Origin of the sequence: Mycoplasma cottewii (genome assembly GCF_024918975.1) — a bacterium.
GTDB lineage: Bacteria > Bacillota_I > Bacilli_A > Mycoplasmatales > Mycoplasmataceae > Mycoplasma > Mycoplasma cottewii.
Window position 1 is genome coordinate 542,976 of record NZ_CP103424.1, and the last position, 20,320, is coordinate 563,295.

A 20,320-nucleotide genomic window follows, 5' to 3' on the forward strand; every position below is an offset into this window, starting at 1 on the left:
TTTTCTCCAAAAAAAAAAACCAAGTCTTAAAATGGAGAGTAGGACAAAGTTATTAGACTCCCTAAGGGATAGACCCCCTAGGGGGTCTATTTTTTTCAAAAAAGGAGTATTTATGAAAAGAGGAAAGCAACTAAGTGTAAGTGAGTGGTTAGAAGTATTTAAGCACTACAAAGAATATTTATCTCAAAATATTACTAAAAAGAATTTTGTTATATTTATAGCAAAATTAGAAATTCTGAAAATTATTTACTTTCAGAAGAAGCCTTCTGATATTTATCTAGAAAATATAAAGATTATAATTTAGGTATGGAACTAAAAGAATCACAAACAGGAAAAGCACCTAAAAAGGTAAAGGATCAGGTAGACCTAGAAAGAACAAAGAAGAATATGATAAACAAAGAAACGAAGTGATTAAAGAGATTGATCGCGAAGTTTTAGAATGGTTAATAACAGACCTTTTAAAGAAGATATTTTAAAGAAAAATAAGGTTGACAATCTAGATGAACTGATAGAAAAAATTAAGAAAAATTTGGAGAAAATATTTCTAACAAGGAAATAATGAAAATTCTTGGAATACCTAAATCAACTTTTACTACAAAATCAAGAAACAATCAAAAGATAAGAAAGAAGCTGTTATAGAACACGCAGAAATAATTAGAGAAGCTTTTGCAAAACAAAACGGAAGATATGGTAGAGAAAGGCTATCAGCATATATTTTCAAGACATATGGCATTATTATTAACCCTAGAACACTAGGAAGAGCAATGAATAAATTAGGTCTTTTCTGTCACGTAAGAACAACGTGCAAGAAAAAGCGTGAATCAAAAAATACTAACGTGTATTATCCAAATATTGCTAATAGAGATTATAATGGACTACAAAACGATATTTATGCAAGTGATGTTAGTTACATTCCTGCTCCAATAGATGTAGAAGGAAGACATGTTTATTTATCTATCGTAATTCATCACAAAACAAAGAAAATTGTTAGTTATAATTTATCCATATATAATGACACTAATTTAATTATGACTCACATTAGAAAAACAAAATTTCCTAAAAACTTTATTATTCACACAGACCATGGTGTAACATATTCATCGAATGAATATCTTGAGTATATAAAGCAACGAGGTGGAGTGGTGTCAATGTCAAGAATAGGTAACTCTCTAGACAATAGAGAAGCTGAATATTTCTTTTCAATTTTAAAATCAGAAATGTTTTATAACTTTGAAAAGAAAGTAAAGAAATGACTTTTAGTGAACTAAAAGAATGTATTAAAAATTTCATTGAGTGATATAACAATGAAAGAATATTAAAAAATTCAAATGAAAAACACCTCAAGAACTATGAGGTGTGTATAATAAACATAACTATTTAGTCTAATAATTTTGTCCCGGTTTCATGTGCACTCTGAATAAAAGTAATAAAAACAACTTTTGAGAGTAAAACAAATAAAAAAGACCGATTTCTATATATTAAAAAATAAACGAAATGTGAGAGTAAATTTTACAGTGAAAAAGAAAAAAATATATGATTGTTAATCATATATTAGAATTCAACAATTATTATAAAATTAGTCTTTTTTGCGTTTATGAATAACAAATATTAAAGCAACAATGCTACTTGAAGAAACTATAATAAGACTTATAAAAAGAACCATTTTTAAATTAATTATTCTAGTTTGACTTCTATCTGATCTATATAAATTTCTAGGTTGATGTGTTGCTCAAAAAGTTTCATTAAATGATTTTTTATTTGCATCAGCTTGTTGTTTAGTTTGAGCTAAAAAGTAATCTAAAATATGACCAAATTCATGATTAATAGTTTGAAAAACATGATTTGAAGAAAATCAAGAATCTAAAAAACTTTCTTTTGTGTCTTTTTCAATAAAACTTTTTGTTCTAATAACTACATAGCTAAAAATTGGTGAATTTTTTTCATCACTAATTCTAGTTAATGTAACTCCATTAACGCCTTGACTTGATCTTTTACCTAAATCTATATTTTTATGATTTGTAATAATTAAATTTATAAAAATATCTTTAAAGTTATTATTAGTAATACTTTCTACTTTATTAAATAATTTAACTAAAGTTTTTTTCAATTTATCTTTACTAAATCACTCTTTTTGATCTGAAAGTGTTTTATTGTTTAAGTTATTAATAGTTTTTTCTAAATTAATTGCACTGTGTAATTTAAAGTTAAATGACGAATTCTGTTTTCAATGATTATTTAAATGATTAAAATCTTCATAACGAGGTTTTTGATTTTCTTGTTCTTTATCAATTTTCACATCTTTAAAAGGATTATATAATTGAGCATTAGCAAGATTTCTTAGCATTGAACGAATTTTGAATATTGTTCCTAAAGTTGATTCATCATCAAATTTGATTTTTGATAATTCATCATCACTAATCTCTATTGTTGCTTTTCAAATATCTACATTAAAAAATGGTACATATTTTGGAATTATAGAAAGGTGTGTTTTTTGTTCATATGTCTTATAAATATCTAAAGTAATGTATTCTAATACACTAGATATATATTTAGGTGAAAAGAATCCAAAATTTTTATCTTTTCCATAACCTAAATGTTCATCATGTTTTAAATTTTGTTTTTCTTCATCCAAATTAATATTATATTTAATATCTTTATTTACTTCATCTGAGTCTTGATCAATTATCTTTTTAATCTTAAGTCATTTATCTTTATCTAATACTCCACCAAGATTTTTTGATTTTAACTTTTTAAAAGTAGTATTAAAGAAATGTTCTAATAAATAATAAGTAGTATTTTTCTGACTCTCATTACTTGAAATATATCTACTAAAACTTTCGGCAAAAAATTCTTCAGGTTCTGTGCTTCCATATTTTGAAACAACTATAGCACTTGAAAGAAAAGCATATTTAAATTCTTCGTTTTTAGCATCTAAATCATCTTTATCTATTATTCTTTTTCTACCTTCTAATCCTAAATCAATTAATGTATTAATAAGAAGATCATATTTTTTTCTATGATCTTTATCATAACTAGCTGATGAATTTTTATATAAAAAATATCTTAAAGCACGTCCACCTCAAGTAACGTGCTTGTTTTGGTCAAAATCATTTTTATTTAAATCTGTGTTTTGGGTTATATGATAATTTGAATTAAATGCGTTTTTAGTTATATTAAAACTACTAGAAAATAAACTAGCTAAACTTATAAATATTAATAAAAATAAATTAAAGATTTTTTTCATTTATTCTCCTAGTAACGTAAGTGTTTATGATTTAGTGTTAATTAAATTATAAATTATACATCTTATAAAGTAAAACCTCGAAAAACTTAATCTAGATAAATTTAGTTTAGTAAAGTTATTTAATATTAATAATAAGTATGTAAATATAAGATTTACATTCAATTAGCAATTATAATATCACTATTTTTAAACTACTTGTATTTTTTGTTATTTTTGATGAAATTAAATTATACACTAGGAGGATACCATGAAAAAATTATTATGTATTCTATCTTCAATTATGGGAACATCTTTAGCAATATTACCTACTGCTTGTCAACCAATTAATACTCAAAAAGATGATTCTAAAACAAATGTAGAAGAACAAATTAAACAATTAAAAGAAGAACAAGAAAAACACTTAAAACAAATCAAACAATTAAATAGTGATAAAGTTCAACTTGAAAAGCAATTACAAACTAAAAAACAAGAAATTAATGATTATCAAGAAATGATTCAAAAAAATGGTGAATTAACTAAATTGCTTGGTGATGAAATTGTAAAAATTGAAAAACAATATGATAAAGAAGTTATTGAAAACCAACAAGTTGTTGAAAAAATAACTAAAGCATTAGAAGAATATGTTAAATTAATTGAAAAATATCAAACTTCATCTATGGTATTTTTACAATTGCATAGAAATACTATTGCTGAGTTAAACCAAAGAATTGAATCAAAAGATCTAAAAATTACTGATTTAACTCATTTAAACCAACAATTAACAAATGATAAGTCATCTTTAGAATCAGAATTAAGCAGTGTTAGATCTCAAAATGCTCAAAATATCACCGATTTAACAGAAGCTAATCGAAAAGTAACAAGACTAGAAGGCGAAATTTCTACTTTAAGATCTACTATTTCTCAACTTGAACAAGATAAAGGTTCTTTAGAAACTCAATTAAATAATGCAACACAAGAATCAGCTAGAACTAAACAAGCTCTAGAACAACAAATATCACAACTAACTCAACAATTACAACAAAAAGAAACTGAATTTCAAAGAGAAAAACAAAGATTAGAAAGCGAATTAGGTTCAAAAACTACTGAAATTCAGAGAATAAACACAGAACTATCAACATTAAGTACTAGAGCAGGACAACTTGAAACTCAAAATCAAGAATTAAACAGAAAATGAGAAGCTTTAAATACTCAATTTACTTCAACAAAACAACAATTAGATACAGTTACAAGAGAAAGAAATACAGCTAGACAAGAATTATCAACTGCAAATTCTAACTTAGCTAGTGTGAGAAGAACTCTAGAACAAGAACAACAAAAATTTCAAAGATTAGAAGCAGAACTAAATTCTATAAAAGGTAATATAACATCTGAACAAGAAAAAGTTCAAAGGGTTTGAAATGAAACTATTAAAAACACCGCATGAGAAAATGAAACTTATTCAAACTTATTTAATAGATTTAATAAAGAGTTAAATAAAAGAGATGATATAGAATTGAAATATAAATTAGCTGATAATAGTAAAGCTAGTGAAAAAGTTAAATCATCAGATAAAGAGTTAATAATTAAAAATAACTTTACAGAAATTAAATTAGATCTTGGAAAAGTTTATGCTTTAAAACAAGATAAACAAGAACAAGACAATGAATTAAAAGCATTTGGTTATGATGAAAATGGAAAAGTGACTGCAGCAAGCAAGAATATCAATAAAGTTCCTGAATATCTACCTTGATTCATTACTGATCTAACAGGAGTGTTTGAAGGAAATGCTAGTGCACAAATAAATGGATTAGAAAAATGAAACACTGAAAATGTAACTAATATGACTGGAATGTTTAGTGAAACACCTAATTTTAATCAATCATTAAATCATTTTGACACTTCTAAAGTAACTGATATGAACTCAATGTTTGCAAACGCTGAAAAATTTGATGGAGATATTTCAAGTTGAGATACATCAAACGTAACTAATATGGCACAAATGTTTGACGTAGCAAAAGCATTTAATCAAGATATATCAGCTAAAGATATTAAATTAAATGATAAAAAATACAAAGCATGAGATGTTTCTAGAGTTAAAGATATGAATTTAATGTTTGCTAAAACAGAAGCATTTAATCAAAATATATCTAACTGAGATACATTAAGAGTAGAAGATATGTCAAGTATGTTTGAAGATGCTAAAGCATTTAATCAAGACATATCAAGTTGAAATGTTAATAATGTTAAGAACTTCAAAGAATTTAGTGAAAGAGCACATGATGAACTAGATCATACTAAATTACCAAAAAGATTTGCTATAGAAGCTATTAAAATAGAATTAACAGAGTTATTTGAAAAAGAATTTAAAAACAAAATTACTTCAGATAAAACTTATAAAGATATTTTTGAAGAATTCAAATCTAAAAATAAACTACAAGGCGTTATAATAAATCAATTACTAGGTGTTAAAGACATCAATTCTAAACCTCAATCTCATTTAGGAATAAGAATCGAAGTTCAATATAAAACCAAAAAATTCGAAGTTGTTTTAGACGTAGGTACAATAAAATAAAGAACACGTAATCAAAAATTAACAAGGACGTTTAGTCCTTTTTTTATATGCTATTAATTCATCTTTACTTGAAGAAAGAAAAACTCACAAAATATTTGTGAGTTTCTATTTTATATAGTTAAGTTATTTAACTATTAAGACATTGTTCCAGCAGGTTCAGTAGGTGTGTGTGTAGGTGCAGTATTTGACGCTGCACCATCTCCTGTTCCGGCACCGTTAGGTGTTCCTCCACCAGTTCCTCCATTACCTGGTTTCATTCCTCCGTTAGCTCCGTCACTTCCTGGAGTTGATGAATCTCCGTCTTTTCCTTCTTCTTTTCCTTCTCCTTCTTTTTCACCATCAGTTTTTCCTGGTTCTTTTCCACCTTGATCAGCTGGTTGTTTTTCTTCAGGTTTAACTGGTGTTTTGGCTTCAGTTTTACATGCAACAGCAACTGCTCCAATTGTAGCAACCATAGCAACTGATCCTAAAATTGTTAATAATTTTTTCATAAAATTTGTGCCTTTCATAAATCTAAAATATATTTTGAATTTAAATTAAGTACAAACATCATTTTGCTGTACTTAACTTTATTCTATTTTTTTCTTTTTTTGATTCAAGCATTTTACAAATAATTCGTATTGCATATAAAAAAATTAAAAGTTATAATAATTATTTATAACTTTTATGATTATTTAATTTTAATATTTAATTCTTCTAATTGATTATCACTTACATAATCAGGAGCATTACTCATAGGGTCAACTCCAGATGTATTTTTAGGAAACGCAATAACATCTCTAATTGAATTAGTGTTTGATAAAATCATTGCAATTCTATCTAAACCTCAAGCAATACCAGCATGATAAGGAGCACCATATTTATAAGCGTTCATAAATCATCCAAAGTTCATTTCTACTTTATCAGGAGTTAATTTAATTGCATCAAACATTCTTTTTTGAATATCTGGATTTGTAATACGTTGACTTCCTCCACCAATTTCAAATCCGTTCATAACTAAATCATATGCATAAGCTAAAGCGTCTTTTTTGTTAGTATCAAAATCATTTAAAGATTCAGTTTTAGGCATTGTAAATGGGTGATGTGCTGCAACATAACGTTGTTCTTCTTCACTGTATTCAAATAAAGGAAAATCAACAACTCATAATAATTTAAATTCATCAGCACTAGCTAAATCAAACATTTTAGCTAAACAAATTCTAACAGCTCCCATAGCTTGAGAAATTTTATCATATTTTCCAAAGTTCATTAAAATAGTCGCATCAGATTGAATATTAAATTCTTTAATTAAATCTTGTTTTTCTTGATCAGATAATTGACTTGCTAAACTTCCAGATCAAGAGTTGTTTTCGATTTTTACAAATCCTAAAGAATTAAATCCAAATTGTCTTACTTGTTGAACTGCTTGTTCAATTTGTTTTTTAGTTAATAATTTATCTATACAAACTGCTCTTATAACTTGATCATCTATATTTGCAAACATTTTTACATTAGTATTTTTAAAAATATCGTTTAAAGTATGAATTTTTAAATCATATCTTAAATCAGGTTTATCAATACCATATAAATCGATTGCGTCTTTATAACTTAATCTTAAAAGATCATCTTTTATTTCATAACCTTTAATATCTAGTAAAACTTTTTTAATTAATTTTTCAGCTAGATTCATAACATCATCACCAGTTGCAAAACTCATTTCTAAATCTAATTGAGTAAATTCTGGTTGACGATCAATTCTTAAATCTTCATCTCTAAAACATCTAACTATTTGATAATAACGATCAATTCCTGAAATCATTAATAATTGTTTAAATAGTTGTGGTGATTGAGGTAGAGCATAAAATTTATTTTTATTTAATCTAGATGGTACTAAAAAATCTCTTGCTCCTTCTGGAGTTGATTTTGCAAAATAAGGAGTTTCAACTTCTAAAAAATCATTACTATTTAAAAAGTTTCTAATAACATGGTTTAATTTAGCTCTTGTAATTAAATTTTGTTGCATTTCAGGTCTTCTTAGATCTAAATAACGATAAGTCATTCTAGTTTCTTCAGTAGTTGAAATATTATCTTCAATCATAAAAGGAGTTAATTCTGATTTATTAATAACTGAAATATTTTCAACTTTAACTTCAATTTCTCCAGTTTGTAATTCAAGATTTTTTGATTGTCTTTCAACTACAAGTCCTGTTATTTCAATTACATATTCAGTTTTAAGATTAATTAGTTGTTCTTTAAAAGAATCATCTAAAACTAATTGAGTTATACCATATCTATCTCTTAGATCGATAAAAGTCATAGCTCCCATTTTTCTAATTTTTCTAATTCAACCTTGTAATAATACTTTTTGATTAACATTAGAAATATTTAATTGACCACACGTATGAGTTCTTTTCATAATTTTCACCTATTTTTTCATTTCACTAATTCATTTTTCTAAAGTATAACTAATTTGATCATTAGTTTGTTTGTTTTTAACTATAAAACTATTAGTTTCTGCTTCTTTACTTCCTAAAACAATAACGTTTTTAGAATTAAATTTGTCAGCTTGTTTAAATGCTGATTTTAAAGATTTATGCATATTGTTTGTGTCACACTTTAAATTATTTAATCTAGCTGATTTTAAGATTTGTTGATTTAATAAAATAGCATCATCATTTAAACAAATAGTGTATAAATCTAAACTATCATCAATATTATCAATATCTATATTATTTTCATCTAAAGTAATTAGAATTCTTTCTAATCCCATTCCAAAGCCACAAGCAGGTATATCTATATTTCCTATTTCTGAAACTAAATTATTATATCTTCCACCTGCAATTAAAGTTTGTTGGCTACCTAAACCTTTATTTACATATTTAATTTCAAAAATAAATCCAGTGTAATAATCTAAACCTCTAACTAATTTATCATCAATTACTGTTTTAATGTTTAATTGTTCTAAAGTTTTAATTGTAAGATCAAATCTTTGTTTTTGATCATCACTTAAAAAGTCTTTCATTTTAACTACGTTATCAAATTTATCGCTATCAATTTTACAATCTAAAACTCTTAAAGTGTTTTTATTAATTCTTGTTTGACAATCATTACATAAATCAAATTGTTGTAGATATTTTTTTAATTCAACAATATAAGCTTGTCTTTCTTTTCCTGTTAGTAAATAATTAACTACTATTTCAACTTTATCAGCTAATTGTAATTTCGAAATAATATCATAAGCAATTGATAAAACTTCAACATCTTGTTGAATATCATCGCTTCCAAAACTTTCAATTCCTAATTGGTGGAATTGTCTGTTTCTTCCTGTTTGAGGTCTTTCATATCTAAACATTGGTGATATATAATAAGTTTTAAATGGTAAGTTTTCTTGATTGTATAATTTGTTTTCGATTAATGCTCTTACAGTTGGTGCTGTTCCTTCAGGTTTTAATACAAATTCTCTTTGTTTTTTATCAGTAAATTCATACATTTCTTTAGAAACAATATCACTAGTTTCTCCAACACTTCTTACAAATAATTCTTTTGATTCAAAAATTGGAGTTCTTATTTCTGAGTAATTATAACAACTTAATATTTCTCTTAATTTGTTTTCTAAAACTCTTCATTTTTTTGCTTCTTTTAAAAATATATCTTGAGTTCCTCTTGGTTTTTGAATCATATAACGCTCCTTTAATATATAATAATTAAATTATAAACTAAACAATTTTATTAAGATAACTAAATTATATAAAATCTAGAATATTAAATTATATAAAAACAACCTCTTTATGAGGTTGTTAAGGTTCAATCTCGGGATTTCGGGATCTCAAGCGTCACCCAGGGTCAGCAAGAACCAAACTGCCAATATCTCTATAAATATAAAATATTTACATTATTAATATATCATAAATTACTTAAATTATATAACTTGAAAGAAAAAGGGTAAAATTACCCTAAATTTTTCAAGACTGTTAATAATACAGTATTTTTTAAGCTATTAATATGACTTATAAACAGTAAAAAAGTAAAAACTTGAAATAAAAAGGGTAAAATTACCCTAAATTTTTCGAGTTTTTGTAAAAAATTATAAAAAACAGGAACAAAAAGTATGGAATTCCATGTTTTTTGCTCCTGTAAGTTCATTATTTACATTAAATACAACATATAATTTGTTATTAAAAACTTTTCTGAACACTATTTAATTATATAACTTGAAGAAAAAAGGGTAAAATTACCCTAAATTTTTCAAGATTATTAATATGAAGATAATTTTCATTAAGTAATTACTATAATAATGGTTTGAAAAACTACTTATTTTTAGTATCAATTTTAGCTTTAGTTTTGCTTGTTTTTATCAGAAATTATATTTTTTAATAATCACATGTCTTTTTTGTAATTATCTGATTTTAATGATGCAAAAAATTGTTTTTCTAAATCACCTTCTCAATAAATTTGTAAATTTTCTTTAGCTCTTGTTATAGCTGTATAAAATATGTTATGCGTAAAATTTTCTAGCGTATTTGAGAAAACAATTTTAACAGAATTATATTCTAAACCCTGTGCTTTATGTATTGAAATTGCATAGGAAGTTTGAAAAGGAATAATAGTTGAATGATCATATTTATCTGAATCTGTATTATTAGAGTTGTGTACTTTAAAAGATATTATTGATTTTTCTGATTTATCATCATTATTCAATAAATCATATTTTGAATTGTTCTGATCAGGCACAAGTTTTACTTCTAACTCTATATGGAATTCGATGTACTTATTGTTACTGTCTTTAGTAATTTTTGAAATTTTGCCTTTTAAATTATTATGAATTTCTGGTCCCAGTAATTCTGGACTGTGAAAAAGTACAGGGTCCCCTACTTTAAATTTTTGTGTTCCTCAGGGAATAGCTTTATTATTATTAAATTCCTGTAAAATTCTATTTATATTATTTATTCCATATAAACCGTTGTAATTTGGACAAAGAATTATTTCATCATTATTTTTTCTTTCAAATATAGTGTTGCCAATGCTTTGTGAGATACCAAATCTGTTAAGAGTAAGAATAGAATTTTTTTTCTTTTCTCTTACGTCTTTTCATATTTTATGCAAGGATTTATTGTTTGTTCTATATTGTTCATTCAATTCATTTATGGTTTTTTTAGGCATCAATTCTTTACAATACTCAAATCACTTTCCATACCCTATAGATTCAATTTGAAAAACATCGCCCACTAATATCAATAATTCAGAATTATTTTTTTCTAAAACTTTGTTAATATCGCTATCTGTTATTACACTACATTCATCTATAAGTAAAAGATCACAGTCTAAAACTTGCTTAGAATTAATATATTTTGTAACAGTCATAAATTTTGTATTTGGTGACTTTATTCTTTCTTTTAAATTGTTTACAGATGAATTTGTATGCGATAATAGAATTTTATTTTTATCATTAAACATTCTGCACATTTGCTCTATTAAAGTTGTTTTTCCTGAGCCTGCTGAACCATATACAAACGCAACTTTGGTATTTATAAAAATTTTTCTCAATATTTTTTTCTTCTCTTCTGAATCTAAATTATTTTCATTCAACCACTTCTTTGAAAAATTAGAGTAGTCTGAATATCCTGTTTTTGCATAATCATTAAGTTTTTTTATTATACAGTTAAACTCATTAACGTATTTACTCATAAATAAATGATTTTTATATATTTTTATTTCACAGTCACTTATATGACCAGATCACAAGCTATTATTAAAAGAATCGATCATTTTTTTGACTGTACTTATATTTTCGTTTTCAATTTCATTGAATATTATAAAATTAGATTCTGCATTATCTTTCACTTGTCTTGCTAAAATTTCATCTTTATGTTCGTCTGTGTTGAAAATTTTTGCAAGATCAGAAGTTGATGTATTATGATTTACTAAAGAAAAATAAAATGGTTTATTTTCAAATGGGATACATTGATTTTTCAAAAATAAATTAGAAATATTTTCATTCGGGGTAATGGAGATTTGTTTTTTAATAATAACATTTCTCATTTTAAATAGTAAATACTTAATAATTTTATACCCCTTTATACATCCATCTATCTTCTCTCTACATTTTAATAACACATCTAAAAAGGGTGTTTTTTTATGAATTTTTGCTTTTGTAAGAACTTCATTTTTAATTTCTTTAATTAATTCATCTTGTATCATTAGATCTAATAAATCAATTTTATGTTTTGTTAAATATTGGTTAATTAATTTAAGTTCATACACATTACCTGATTCTTCAGTAAAGTCTGAACCATGGAGAATTTTGCAAAAATGGTCGAATTCACACTTTCTTATTTTAATATTAAAGGAATCGATTATTAATACAGCGACACTATTACCTAAAATATCTATTGAGCTTTCAATTAAAAATAATTCTATTGCATAATTTGAAGTTATTTTCTTATCAGTAAAGGCTATTGTTGTGTCAGTTTTTTTAAAATGATCATTTGCTTTAGAAAAAACGATTTCATAGTAGACTTTGTTGTTTATGTAAAATTCTTTTACATTATGAATATACACGTGCTCTTTTTTTAGATTATTGAATTTACCACTAATCTCATCTATTTTTTCTGATACTTTTTTATAATATTCTTCTTCTTGAGGATTTGTGTACAGTTCGTACTTTTCTAAATTTTCTAACAAATTTAAATTATATCTTTTCATTTCACTTCTAATAAAGTGAAAATATTTATAAAAGAGAGACATTAACCTTTCTTTATTTTCTTCTTTTAGTATAAAGTGAGAGACTGTAGATTGTAACTTATTATAAAAATTTTTTATTTCTTCAAACTGTGGTTTTTTAAATACTCAACATTTAGCGGTTTGTATATTATTATATTCAATAACATTTTCTTTTTTAGTCTCCTCCATATATATTTTAAGTATTATGTGTTCTAAAAAATTCCTTAGATCAGCACAAACTATTTCTGAAGAAGCTTTTTGTCTGCCATAAATATGTATTTTATTCAGAGCATCACAAATTTTTTTATTAAAAAGATAAATACTTTCGTCAATATTAATCATATCTAAATCGTCCTTATTCTAATTTTATATATCTCCAATTTTAATTTACAAATATTCTATTTTATATTTGGATTCTAGTTTAAGCATATTGTTTTCATAGTAGAAAATATTTTTATTCATTTATAAATAAAAAAACAACACAGTAAAATGGATGTTTATATGTGGTGAATATGTAACTTTATTTGTTGACATAACTTAATCAAAAACAAATAATTTAAACCTTAGATGAAAAATAAGATGCAATAGAATAAAAAATCCAGAATAAAATTCTAGACTATCGATTTAGAACTTTTTTATATTAAAATTTTCTTTCATATCATTAACTATTTAATAATTTTAAAAATTAAGCTCTAAAATTTGTTTCTTATTGTTAAAAATAAGTAGATGTTTTGTTGATATATATCTTAAAGTGTCTTTAATAACTTTTTATTTATTGATAACATTTTATTTTTCCATTTTGTTGAATAAAAGACATTGTCGTTTTTTATTAAAGTTATTTGCGTTGAATAATCCTTTAAAATAACGTTTTCATTTTCTAATATGTTTAATTCCATTTTTCTAGTATTATCTCTTGTGATTATATCGTGGTGTTTAGCATCTATGTATAATAAATTATCTCATTTATCAATCAATTTAAAGTGATGAATATCTTTTGCTCTAAAAATAGGTATTATGTGATGTAAATGATATCCAGGCTTCTTTTCTACATTATGTTTCTTAAAATAATTTTCTTTTTCGATTGGAGACCTCTTAATAAATTTTCTAAATTCAGTGATGCTATGTTCATCAAAGAATGAGTCGATATCATTAATTTTTATTAATAATTTTTTATTTTTGCTATCATATTCAAAAAAAGAAGTTTGATTTAATAAAAATAATATTTGTTGAGACTCATTAAGTCAATTATGATAGTCTCTTTTATTCTTTTTATTACCACTAAAATTCTTAGGGTCAGCGTATTCTTTAATTCGCTTTATTACTTCATTTTTTGTAATGATAGATAAAGTTCTATATTCATCAATTAACTCAATTATTTCTGTTTCACCATAAAAAATACCATCTAAAGTTTGATTTATAAATGTTATAAAAAAAACAAATTCATCAATATTTATATTATTAAAAACTTTAAAAATATTTATTAAATATTCAACCAAATTTTTCATTAATATGTTCAAATGTTCAGAAAAAAGCATTGTCTGTTGTCTGATATTTTTTTCCTCTATTAGTTCAATACCTTTTTTGGTTATAGATACACTTGTAACCTTTTTTCTTTCATCGGGTTGAATAATTTTTTCTCCATTAAACCTATTAATAAGTCCCATTCTATGAAGATCAACGAATAAATTTTTTCTAATACTATCCTGAGTGCCTGTTTTGATATGGTTATTAACATTACTAACATACTGAGAGTATTTTATTTCATTTATATTATTCCTTACCCTTTTAGAAAGATCGGTTGTTCTTATTTCTAATTTTTCTGTTCCGGCGATATTATAAAGTTCTTTTAATAAAACTAATACTTTTTCCAAAGTGTATCTATTATGTTGTGATATCTGAATACCTCTATAATTATCTGATAAAACTCTTTTTTCCAAAAATTTAAGACATCTCTTTGAACGATCTATTTCAATAAGTTTTAATTCATTCATATAACATATCCCCCATTAATTACATATTATTTTTTCTAATTCTTCTAATTCTTCTTTTATTAAATTATAAAAATTAAGATCTTTTTCACATGCTAAAAATAATCTTTTATTTTTGATACATTCAATAGAAGTTACTCCACTCCCACTAAATAAATCAAGAACTAAGTCTCCCTCATTTGAACTAGCCTTTATTATTCTTTCTATTATTTTATTGGGTTTTGGAGTAGGATGAGCGGTTTTAACTGTTTTTCCATTTACTTTATTAGATAATCTCACTGATGGTACTTCTCAAACGTCAGTGCATAGTTTTCCATTAGGATTTGGAAATCATCTTTTTCCATTTTTTATTATACCTTTTTCTTGAGCTGCCTTGATTCTTTCTTTAGAACTATATTCACATCTTATGTCATTATAATTAAATGTATATTTATTTGTCTTTGTAAAAAATAAAATAGTTTCTTGGTTATTGACATATTTCCTATTAGAACTATTAAAACCATCCTTTTTATATCAAATTATTCAGTTTTGATATATTAGCCCTTCTTTATTCAAAATTTGTACGGTTAAGGCTGAGTTATAAGCGTTATTAAAAATATAAATACTTCCACTATCTTTTAATTTTTTACACGCTAATTTGACTCACCTTCTCATAAATTTCATATACTCTTCTTCATTAACAAAGTCGTCTCAATAATCTATTCTCTGGTTGTATGGAGGGTCTGCTATTATTAAGTCTACTGATTTATTTTTTATTTTTTTTAAAAAATCGATTATGTCAAGATTATAAACATTATTTAATTTCATTTTTTAGCTCCTTCATAGCATCGACTGATTTTATTTTATTATCTATTATTTCTTTGTAATGTGGGTATATCTCGTATCCTATATATTTTCTATCCAATTCATATGCTTTTTTAAGTGTTGTTCCGCTTCCGGTAAATGGATCAAGAACAACATCTCCCACGAATGAATATAAACGAACTAGTCTATTTACTATTTCTTCTGGCATTATAGCTGAATGTTTTCCAAATGCTATATCTTTTTTATTTGGTATTGGAATATTTCATATCTGTTTTGTATACTCTAACCATTCGTCTTGGGTTAACCTGCTATCTTTTTTTCTCTCTTCATCTATATCACTATTTGGTTTTCCATCTTTAACAAAAATAGTTATAAATTCTACAGTATTTTGTGCATAAAAGTTCTTAGGATAGGGATAACTACCAAACATCAATCTTTTTGTGGAATTTGTTCTATTTCAAATAAAAATATCTAATAAGAAAAAATTTGTTTTATAAAGAATGCTGTGTTGTATTTCACTTTGTAAATCATATATATGTCTGTTGTAATGGCTATTATATTCTCTTTTTAACATAGGCATAAGAGGTACATTTATACATAATTTTCCATTAGGTTTTAATACTCTGTAACATTCTTTTCAAACATCTAATAAATTTGAAATGTATTTGTTAAATTCTTTTATATCTCCAACATTACCTTTTATTTTTTCACTATGATTATCTTTTTGGTAACCATCTTTAGAGTAATCTTTTATATTAAAATATGGAGGACTTGTTATTATTAGATCTACAGACTCATCAGTTAATTCTTTCATTTTTTTTGAGCTGTGATAATATACAATATTGGTTTTTATATTTTTTTTACTTGTTATTTTCATTTCTAGTGACACTTTCTAATATTCCATATAAGTTATGACAGAGTTTTCTTTATATATGATTATAAATAATGCTAACAATAAAATGTTATGCAAGTATTGTATAATGCATAATATTTTGCAAATTGATACTATATAATAGTTACATAATTATATCAATGTTATTTGTTACAGTCGGAAATATGTATCTTTTTATTAACTCAATTTTATGTATAATTAAATAATTTATTGCACATACATAGATTATAAATAAATGTTTTGTAACTATATTATAACTATTAAATTATAATATAAAAAACTCTGTATTTTAAAGGTTTCTATATTACCTAGATATTGTAATCGAATTGAATATTTGTTTTAGATAAAACAAATATTATTTATAAAAAAGGTTGATTAACTTTTATAAATTATTTAAAAATATAAAAGATATATTTTTATAAATAAATTAAGCCAGGAGGTTAGACATGATATCTATTATTAATAACTTAATAAATTATGCTAAAAATGAAAAAAATAATTTTATAAAATTTATAATTTTCTACTATCTAAATAATGATTGTAAAATTAACGAAGAACAGAGTAAATATTTAGTAAATTCTTTCTTAGACCAATCTTTTCCAAATATTGATTTTGATTCACTTTTAATAAGCAACAATAAGCAAAATAAAAACATTAAAGCAACAATAGAAGAATTAAATCATATTTCTGGATGTAATGCACTAATAGAAAATGAAAATATAAATTTTTGCAAAGATGTGAATTTAATTTATGGAGCAAATGGTTCGGGAAAATCAAGTTATTTTAGAATTCTAAAGAAAGCTTTTAGTGGGACAGATATTAATATATTGCCAAATATACACATTCCACAATCTAATTTAAAAGATATAGATTTCGTTATTAAGTGGACAAAAAACGGCCAATATCAAGAGTATAAATATAGTGATTATAAGAAGTTGCTAAATACAAATATGATATTTTTTGATACAAATAAACAAAATCAAATCTTTTCTAAAATAGAAAAAAATAAATATGCTATCTATCCTAGTGACTTCTACATAATCAAAGATCTTGTTGTTTTAATAGATTACATTTCAAAAAATATAAATAATGAAATATCTGAAAAAATAAAAGAAAATAACGAAATATTAAAAGAAATATTAAAAGAAGAAGTCTTAGAGGGTAATGATATTATTTTAGAACTTACAAAAGGTATAGAAAATATAAATGAAACAAAATATGAATTAATCAAAAATTATAATAAAAAAGTTTTCACTGATAGTTATATTCAGACATCAGAGGATGCATTGATTAATCACAATGATTGATATAATCTAAAAAGAATATCAAATTATTTAATTAATTCATTAGCAAAATTGAAGGAATATTGATCTCTATTTAATAAATATGATTCACTTTCCCTTCAAAAGGAAAAGGTTCTTGAAAGTTTAGATAATATAAAGTCTATAGCAGGATTTAAAACTGATTCGTGAAACCAATTAATAAAAGCAGCCCATATTTTAACAGAAGAAAATTCTTTGTATAAAGAAAGGTGTCCTTATTGTCAAAGAGCATACGATAATGAGTCTTTAAAAATTGTAAAAACATATTCATCACTTCTTGAAGACACATTACAAACTGAAATAGAAAAAGTTTCTGATGATATAAGAGGTATTATTGAAAGTTTAATTTCCCAGAAAGACAAATATGTTGATCTACCGGAAATTATAGATAAAGATCAATTACTTGTTGAGTTTATAAATATTATAAAAAGTAATTTATCTATTTTTAACCTACAAATAAATGAATTTCCTAGATTAGAAATGGATTTTAATCGATTAGAAGAATTAAAAAATCATGTAGATTCATTATACAACGCAAGCGAACAATTTGATCACCAACTTTACAATGAAATGACAAAAAAGATTAACATTGTAGAAAGCATAAACCAAAATTTTGCAGAGGTGTCAGAATATATTAAAAATAGAAAAAAATTATTAAATTTAAAATCTAAAGTTTCAGCAATCAACACAAAGAATCTAAGTACTTTTTTTAATAAAAATTACGCTAACTTTTTTTCTGAAGAATTTACTAAAAATTACGAGTATTATATGGGAATTTTTGATAAAAAAAATAACTCCCTTAAATTTAAAAGTCCAAATGTTCAAAAAGGAGAAATTAATAGTGATCTGTTTTTAAATACATCTCACAATAATGTGAAAATTGTTGAAATATTTAGCGAGGGAGAAATGAAAGCTATTATGTTATCATTGATTTTTGCAGAAATAAAAACATGAAATAATAATAACCCTATAATATTTGATGATCCTGTTACTAGTTTTGATAATTTTATGATAAAAGAATTTTGCAAAATTATATTAGGATTAAGTAATCAAATTATTATATTCACCCACAATATATTCTTGGTTGATTTAATGTTGGTATGCAAAAAAGAAGGGGATAGAGATATTAATATAAATATGATTCAAAATCTTAATAAAATTCAAAAGGGCATTGTTATAGAAAGTGCTCATGATAACTTCGAATCTTATATGAAAAATGCTAGAAAAAAATTAAATAAACCAAAAGAAATCAATATACAAGAATGCTCGTTAGTATTAAGATTAGCTATTGAATCTATTATTGATGAAATAATTTTGAATAATCAGTTACCTAGAAGATATACAATGAAAGGAAATCAACAAAATATCAGATGGGATAAATTATCTAAAATAGGAGTGAGCAACGAAGAAATTAATACCCTAAGAGAATGCTATTCAAAACTTTCGCAAGAACTTCATAAAGGAAATAATTCCATTTTATATCCAATAACATATGAAGAACTTTATCAAATATATGAAAAATTAAAGGAATTCGAGAAGAAAAAATAATTCTCACATATATTATTTGTTAAATCTATAAATTTAGCTTTTTTTGATATTAATTAATTTATAACTTTTCTTATCAATATCCATTATAAAATATAAAAGAGGGGTTAAGTTTTTATATTATTTTTTTATAAATAAATATCAGAAAAAGAATTTTATTATTTTTTTATAACAAAATATTTAAATAAATCTAATTTCACTAAAAAACTTTTTTAAATTTTTGTTTTATATAGGAGGTTAATATTGATAGATAAATATTCTGGTGCAATATCTTACAATAGATATTCATTACAAACAAGTCAAACACTTATACTTATAATAGATAAATTTAACGAAACTGAAGATTTTCTAATATTACTAGAACACTATGATGATATCGCTATATTTCCAAATTCAAATAAAATAGATTTAAATGCTGAAATGTATCAAGTAAAAACAGGAGAAAAAGAAATAAGCATTAATCAGTTGTTGAAAGGAAAAAAAGAAAAGGAATCAATAATTGAAAAACTTCATAATCATAATAAAGCAAATTATGAGTTTAATGTATCATCTATTTGTCTTATTGTTAATTTTCCAATTAAGGATATAATTAGTAAAGCTGGAAAAATAGATTTTTCTGAAATAACAACAGAAATACAAAATCAAATTATTAATGCATTAAAAAAGAAAAATATAGAAAATATAGAACTTACTAATTTTTCAATAATTAAAACAGATCTAACCAACGATTCTCATCTAAATATTGCAGAAAATAAATTTATCGATTTCTTATGTAAAGTAAATCCTAGTATAGGAATTGGATCAGCAAAAAACACATTCAAATCTATAATGGATATACTCTCATTAAAACAATCAAAAGAACAAGATAAGTATAGAAACAACAATCTAGAAGTTATAACAAAAGAAAAAGGTGTTACCCGAAAGGAATTTTCTAATATAATATCCTATGCAAACTATTGTGATCCAATTACATTTGAATATTTGGAAAGTATTGTAGAAAACCATTTTCCAGATTGAAGTATTAATAAAATAGCAGTAGCCTTTTCAATGATTCATGATTCAATTAAAAAAATGGACAAAGACTATTTTGAAATTTTTAGATCAGCGATTGATATTAAAGAAAATAATAAGTATGAAATGGACAATTTTAAAGATTCAACATTACAGTTTATAAGTGATATAAAATGTGAGAATTCATGAAATCGATATGTCGTTCTTGATAATTATTTTGTTGAAGTTATTGCAATAACAATCTTGTGTAAGAAGGGGGTTTAA

11 protein-coding genes and 1 pseudogene are annotated in these 20,320 nt (G+C 24.2%); 4 read left to right on the forward strand and 8 right to left on the reverse strand.

Features of this window, described 5'->3' with window-relative positions:
- Nucleotides 1-112: 112 nt before the first annotated feature.
- Nucleotides 113-1,386: pseudogene (locus NX779_RS02380) on the forward strand (IS3 family transposase).
- A gap of 190 nt (nucleotides 1,387-1,576) precedes the next feature.
- On the opposite strand, the gene NX779_RS02385 reads toward NX779_RS02380, so the two are convergent.
- A complete protein-coding gene (locus NX779_RS02385) occupies nucleotides 1,577-3,244 on the reverse strand; it encodes a hypothetical protein (RefSeq protein WP_259429830.1) in 1,668 nt (555 codons plus the stop codon).
- Between the two features lie 247 nt (nucleotides 3,245-3,491).
- Between NX779_RS02385 and NX779_RS02390 the strand changes: the two genes are divergently transcribed.
- Entirely contained in the window at nucleotides 3,492-5,795 is a 2,304-nt protein-coding gene (locus NX779_RS02390; protein ID WP_259429832.1) for a BspA family leucine-rich repeat surface protein, read from the forward strand.
- 134 nt (nucleotides 5,796-5,929) lie between these two features.
- On the opposite strand, the gene NX779_RS02395 is transcribed toward NX779_RS02390, so the two are convergent.
- The 7 genes from NX779_RS02395 to NX779_RS02425 all read right to left on the reverse strand — a co-directional run bounded on the left by NX779_RS02395 (nucleotide 5,930) and on the right by NX779_RS02425 (nucleotide 16,163).
- Nucleotides 5,930-6,286 carry a lipoprotein gene (locus NX779_RS02395; protein WP_259429833.1) on the reverse strand — a complete coding sequence of 119 codons (357 nt, stop codon included), beginning with the start codon at nucleotides 6,284-6,286 and terminating at the stop codon, nucleotides 5,930-5,932.
- A 179-nt stretch (nucleotides 6,287-6,465) separates the two neighbouring features.
- A complete protein-coding gene (gene aspS, locus NX779_RS02400; RefSeq protein ID WP_259429834.1) occupies nucleotides 6,466-8,190 on the reverse strand; it encodes an aspartate--tRNA ligase in 1,725 nt (574 codons plus the stop codon).
- Nucleotides 8,191-8,199: 9 nt separating this feature from the next.
- Nucleotides 8,200-9,453, reverse strand: coding sequence for a histidine--tRNA ligase (gene hisS, locus NX779_RS02405; protein WP_259429835.1), 1,254 nt, complete (start codon nucleotides 9,451-9,453; stop codon nucleotides 8,200-8,202).
- A gap of 656 nt (nucleotides 9,454-10,109) precedes the next feature.
- Nucleotides 10,110-12,476, reverse strand: coding sequence for an AAA family ATPase (locus tag NX779_RS02410; RefSeq protein ID WP_259429836.1), 2,367 nt, complete (start codon nucleotides 12,474-12,476; stop codon nucleotides 10,110-10,112).
- Nucleotides 12,477-13,240: 764 nt separating this feature from the next.
- Nucleotides 13,241-14,485, reverse strand: coding sequence for a hypothetical protein (locus NX779_RS02415; protein WP_259429837.1), 1,245 nt, complete (start codon nucleotides 14,483-14,485; stop codon nucleotides 13,241-13,243).
- 15 nt (nucleotides 14,486-14,500) lie between these two features.
- The gene (locus tag NX779_RS02420; protein WP_259429838.1) at nucleotides 14,501-15,289 is read right to left on the reverse strand and encodes a DNA-methyltransferase; all 789 of its coding nucleotides are present in this window, start codon (nucleotides 15,287-15,289) and stop codon (nucleotides 14,501-14,503) included.
- Nucleotides 15,276-16,163 (reverse strand): DNA-methyltransferase, encoded by an 888-nt coding sequence (locus tag NX779_RS02425; RefSeq protein WP_259429839.1) that lies wholly within the window; start codon nucleotides 16,161-16,163, stop codon nucleotides 15,276-15,278. Before NX779_RS02425 ends, NX779_RS02420 begins: the two co-directional genes overlap by 14 nt.
- A gap of 461 nt (nucleotides 16,164-16,624) precedes the next feature.
- Between NX779_RS02425 and NX779_RS02430 the strand changes: the two genes are divergently transcribed.
- Nucleotides 16,625-19,048, forward strand: a complete 2,424-nt coding sequence (locus NX779_RS02430) for an AAA family ATPase (protein ID WP_259429840.1) — start codon at nucleotides 16,625-16,627, stop codon at nucleotides 19,046-19,048.
- A gap of 240 nt (nucleotides 19,049-19,288) precedes the next feature.
- Nucleotides 19,289-20,320, forward strand: coding sequence for a dsDNA nuclease domain-containing protein (locus NX779_RS02435; protein ID WP_259429841.1), 1,032 nt, complete (start codon nucleotides 19,289-19,291; stop codon nucleotides 20,318-20,320).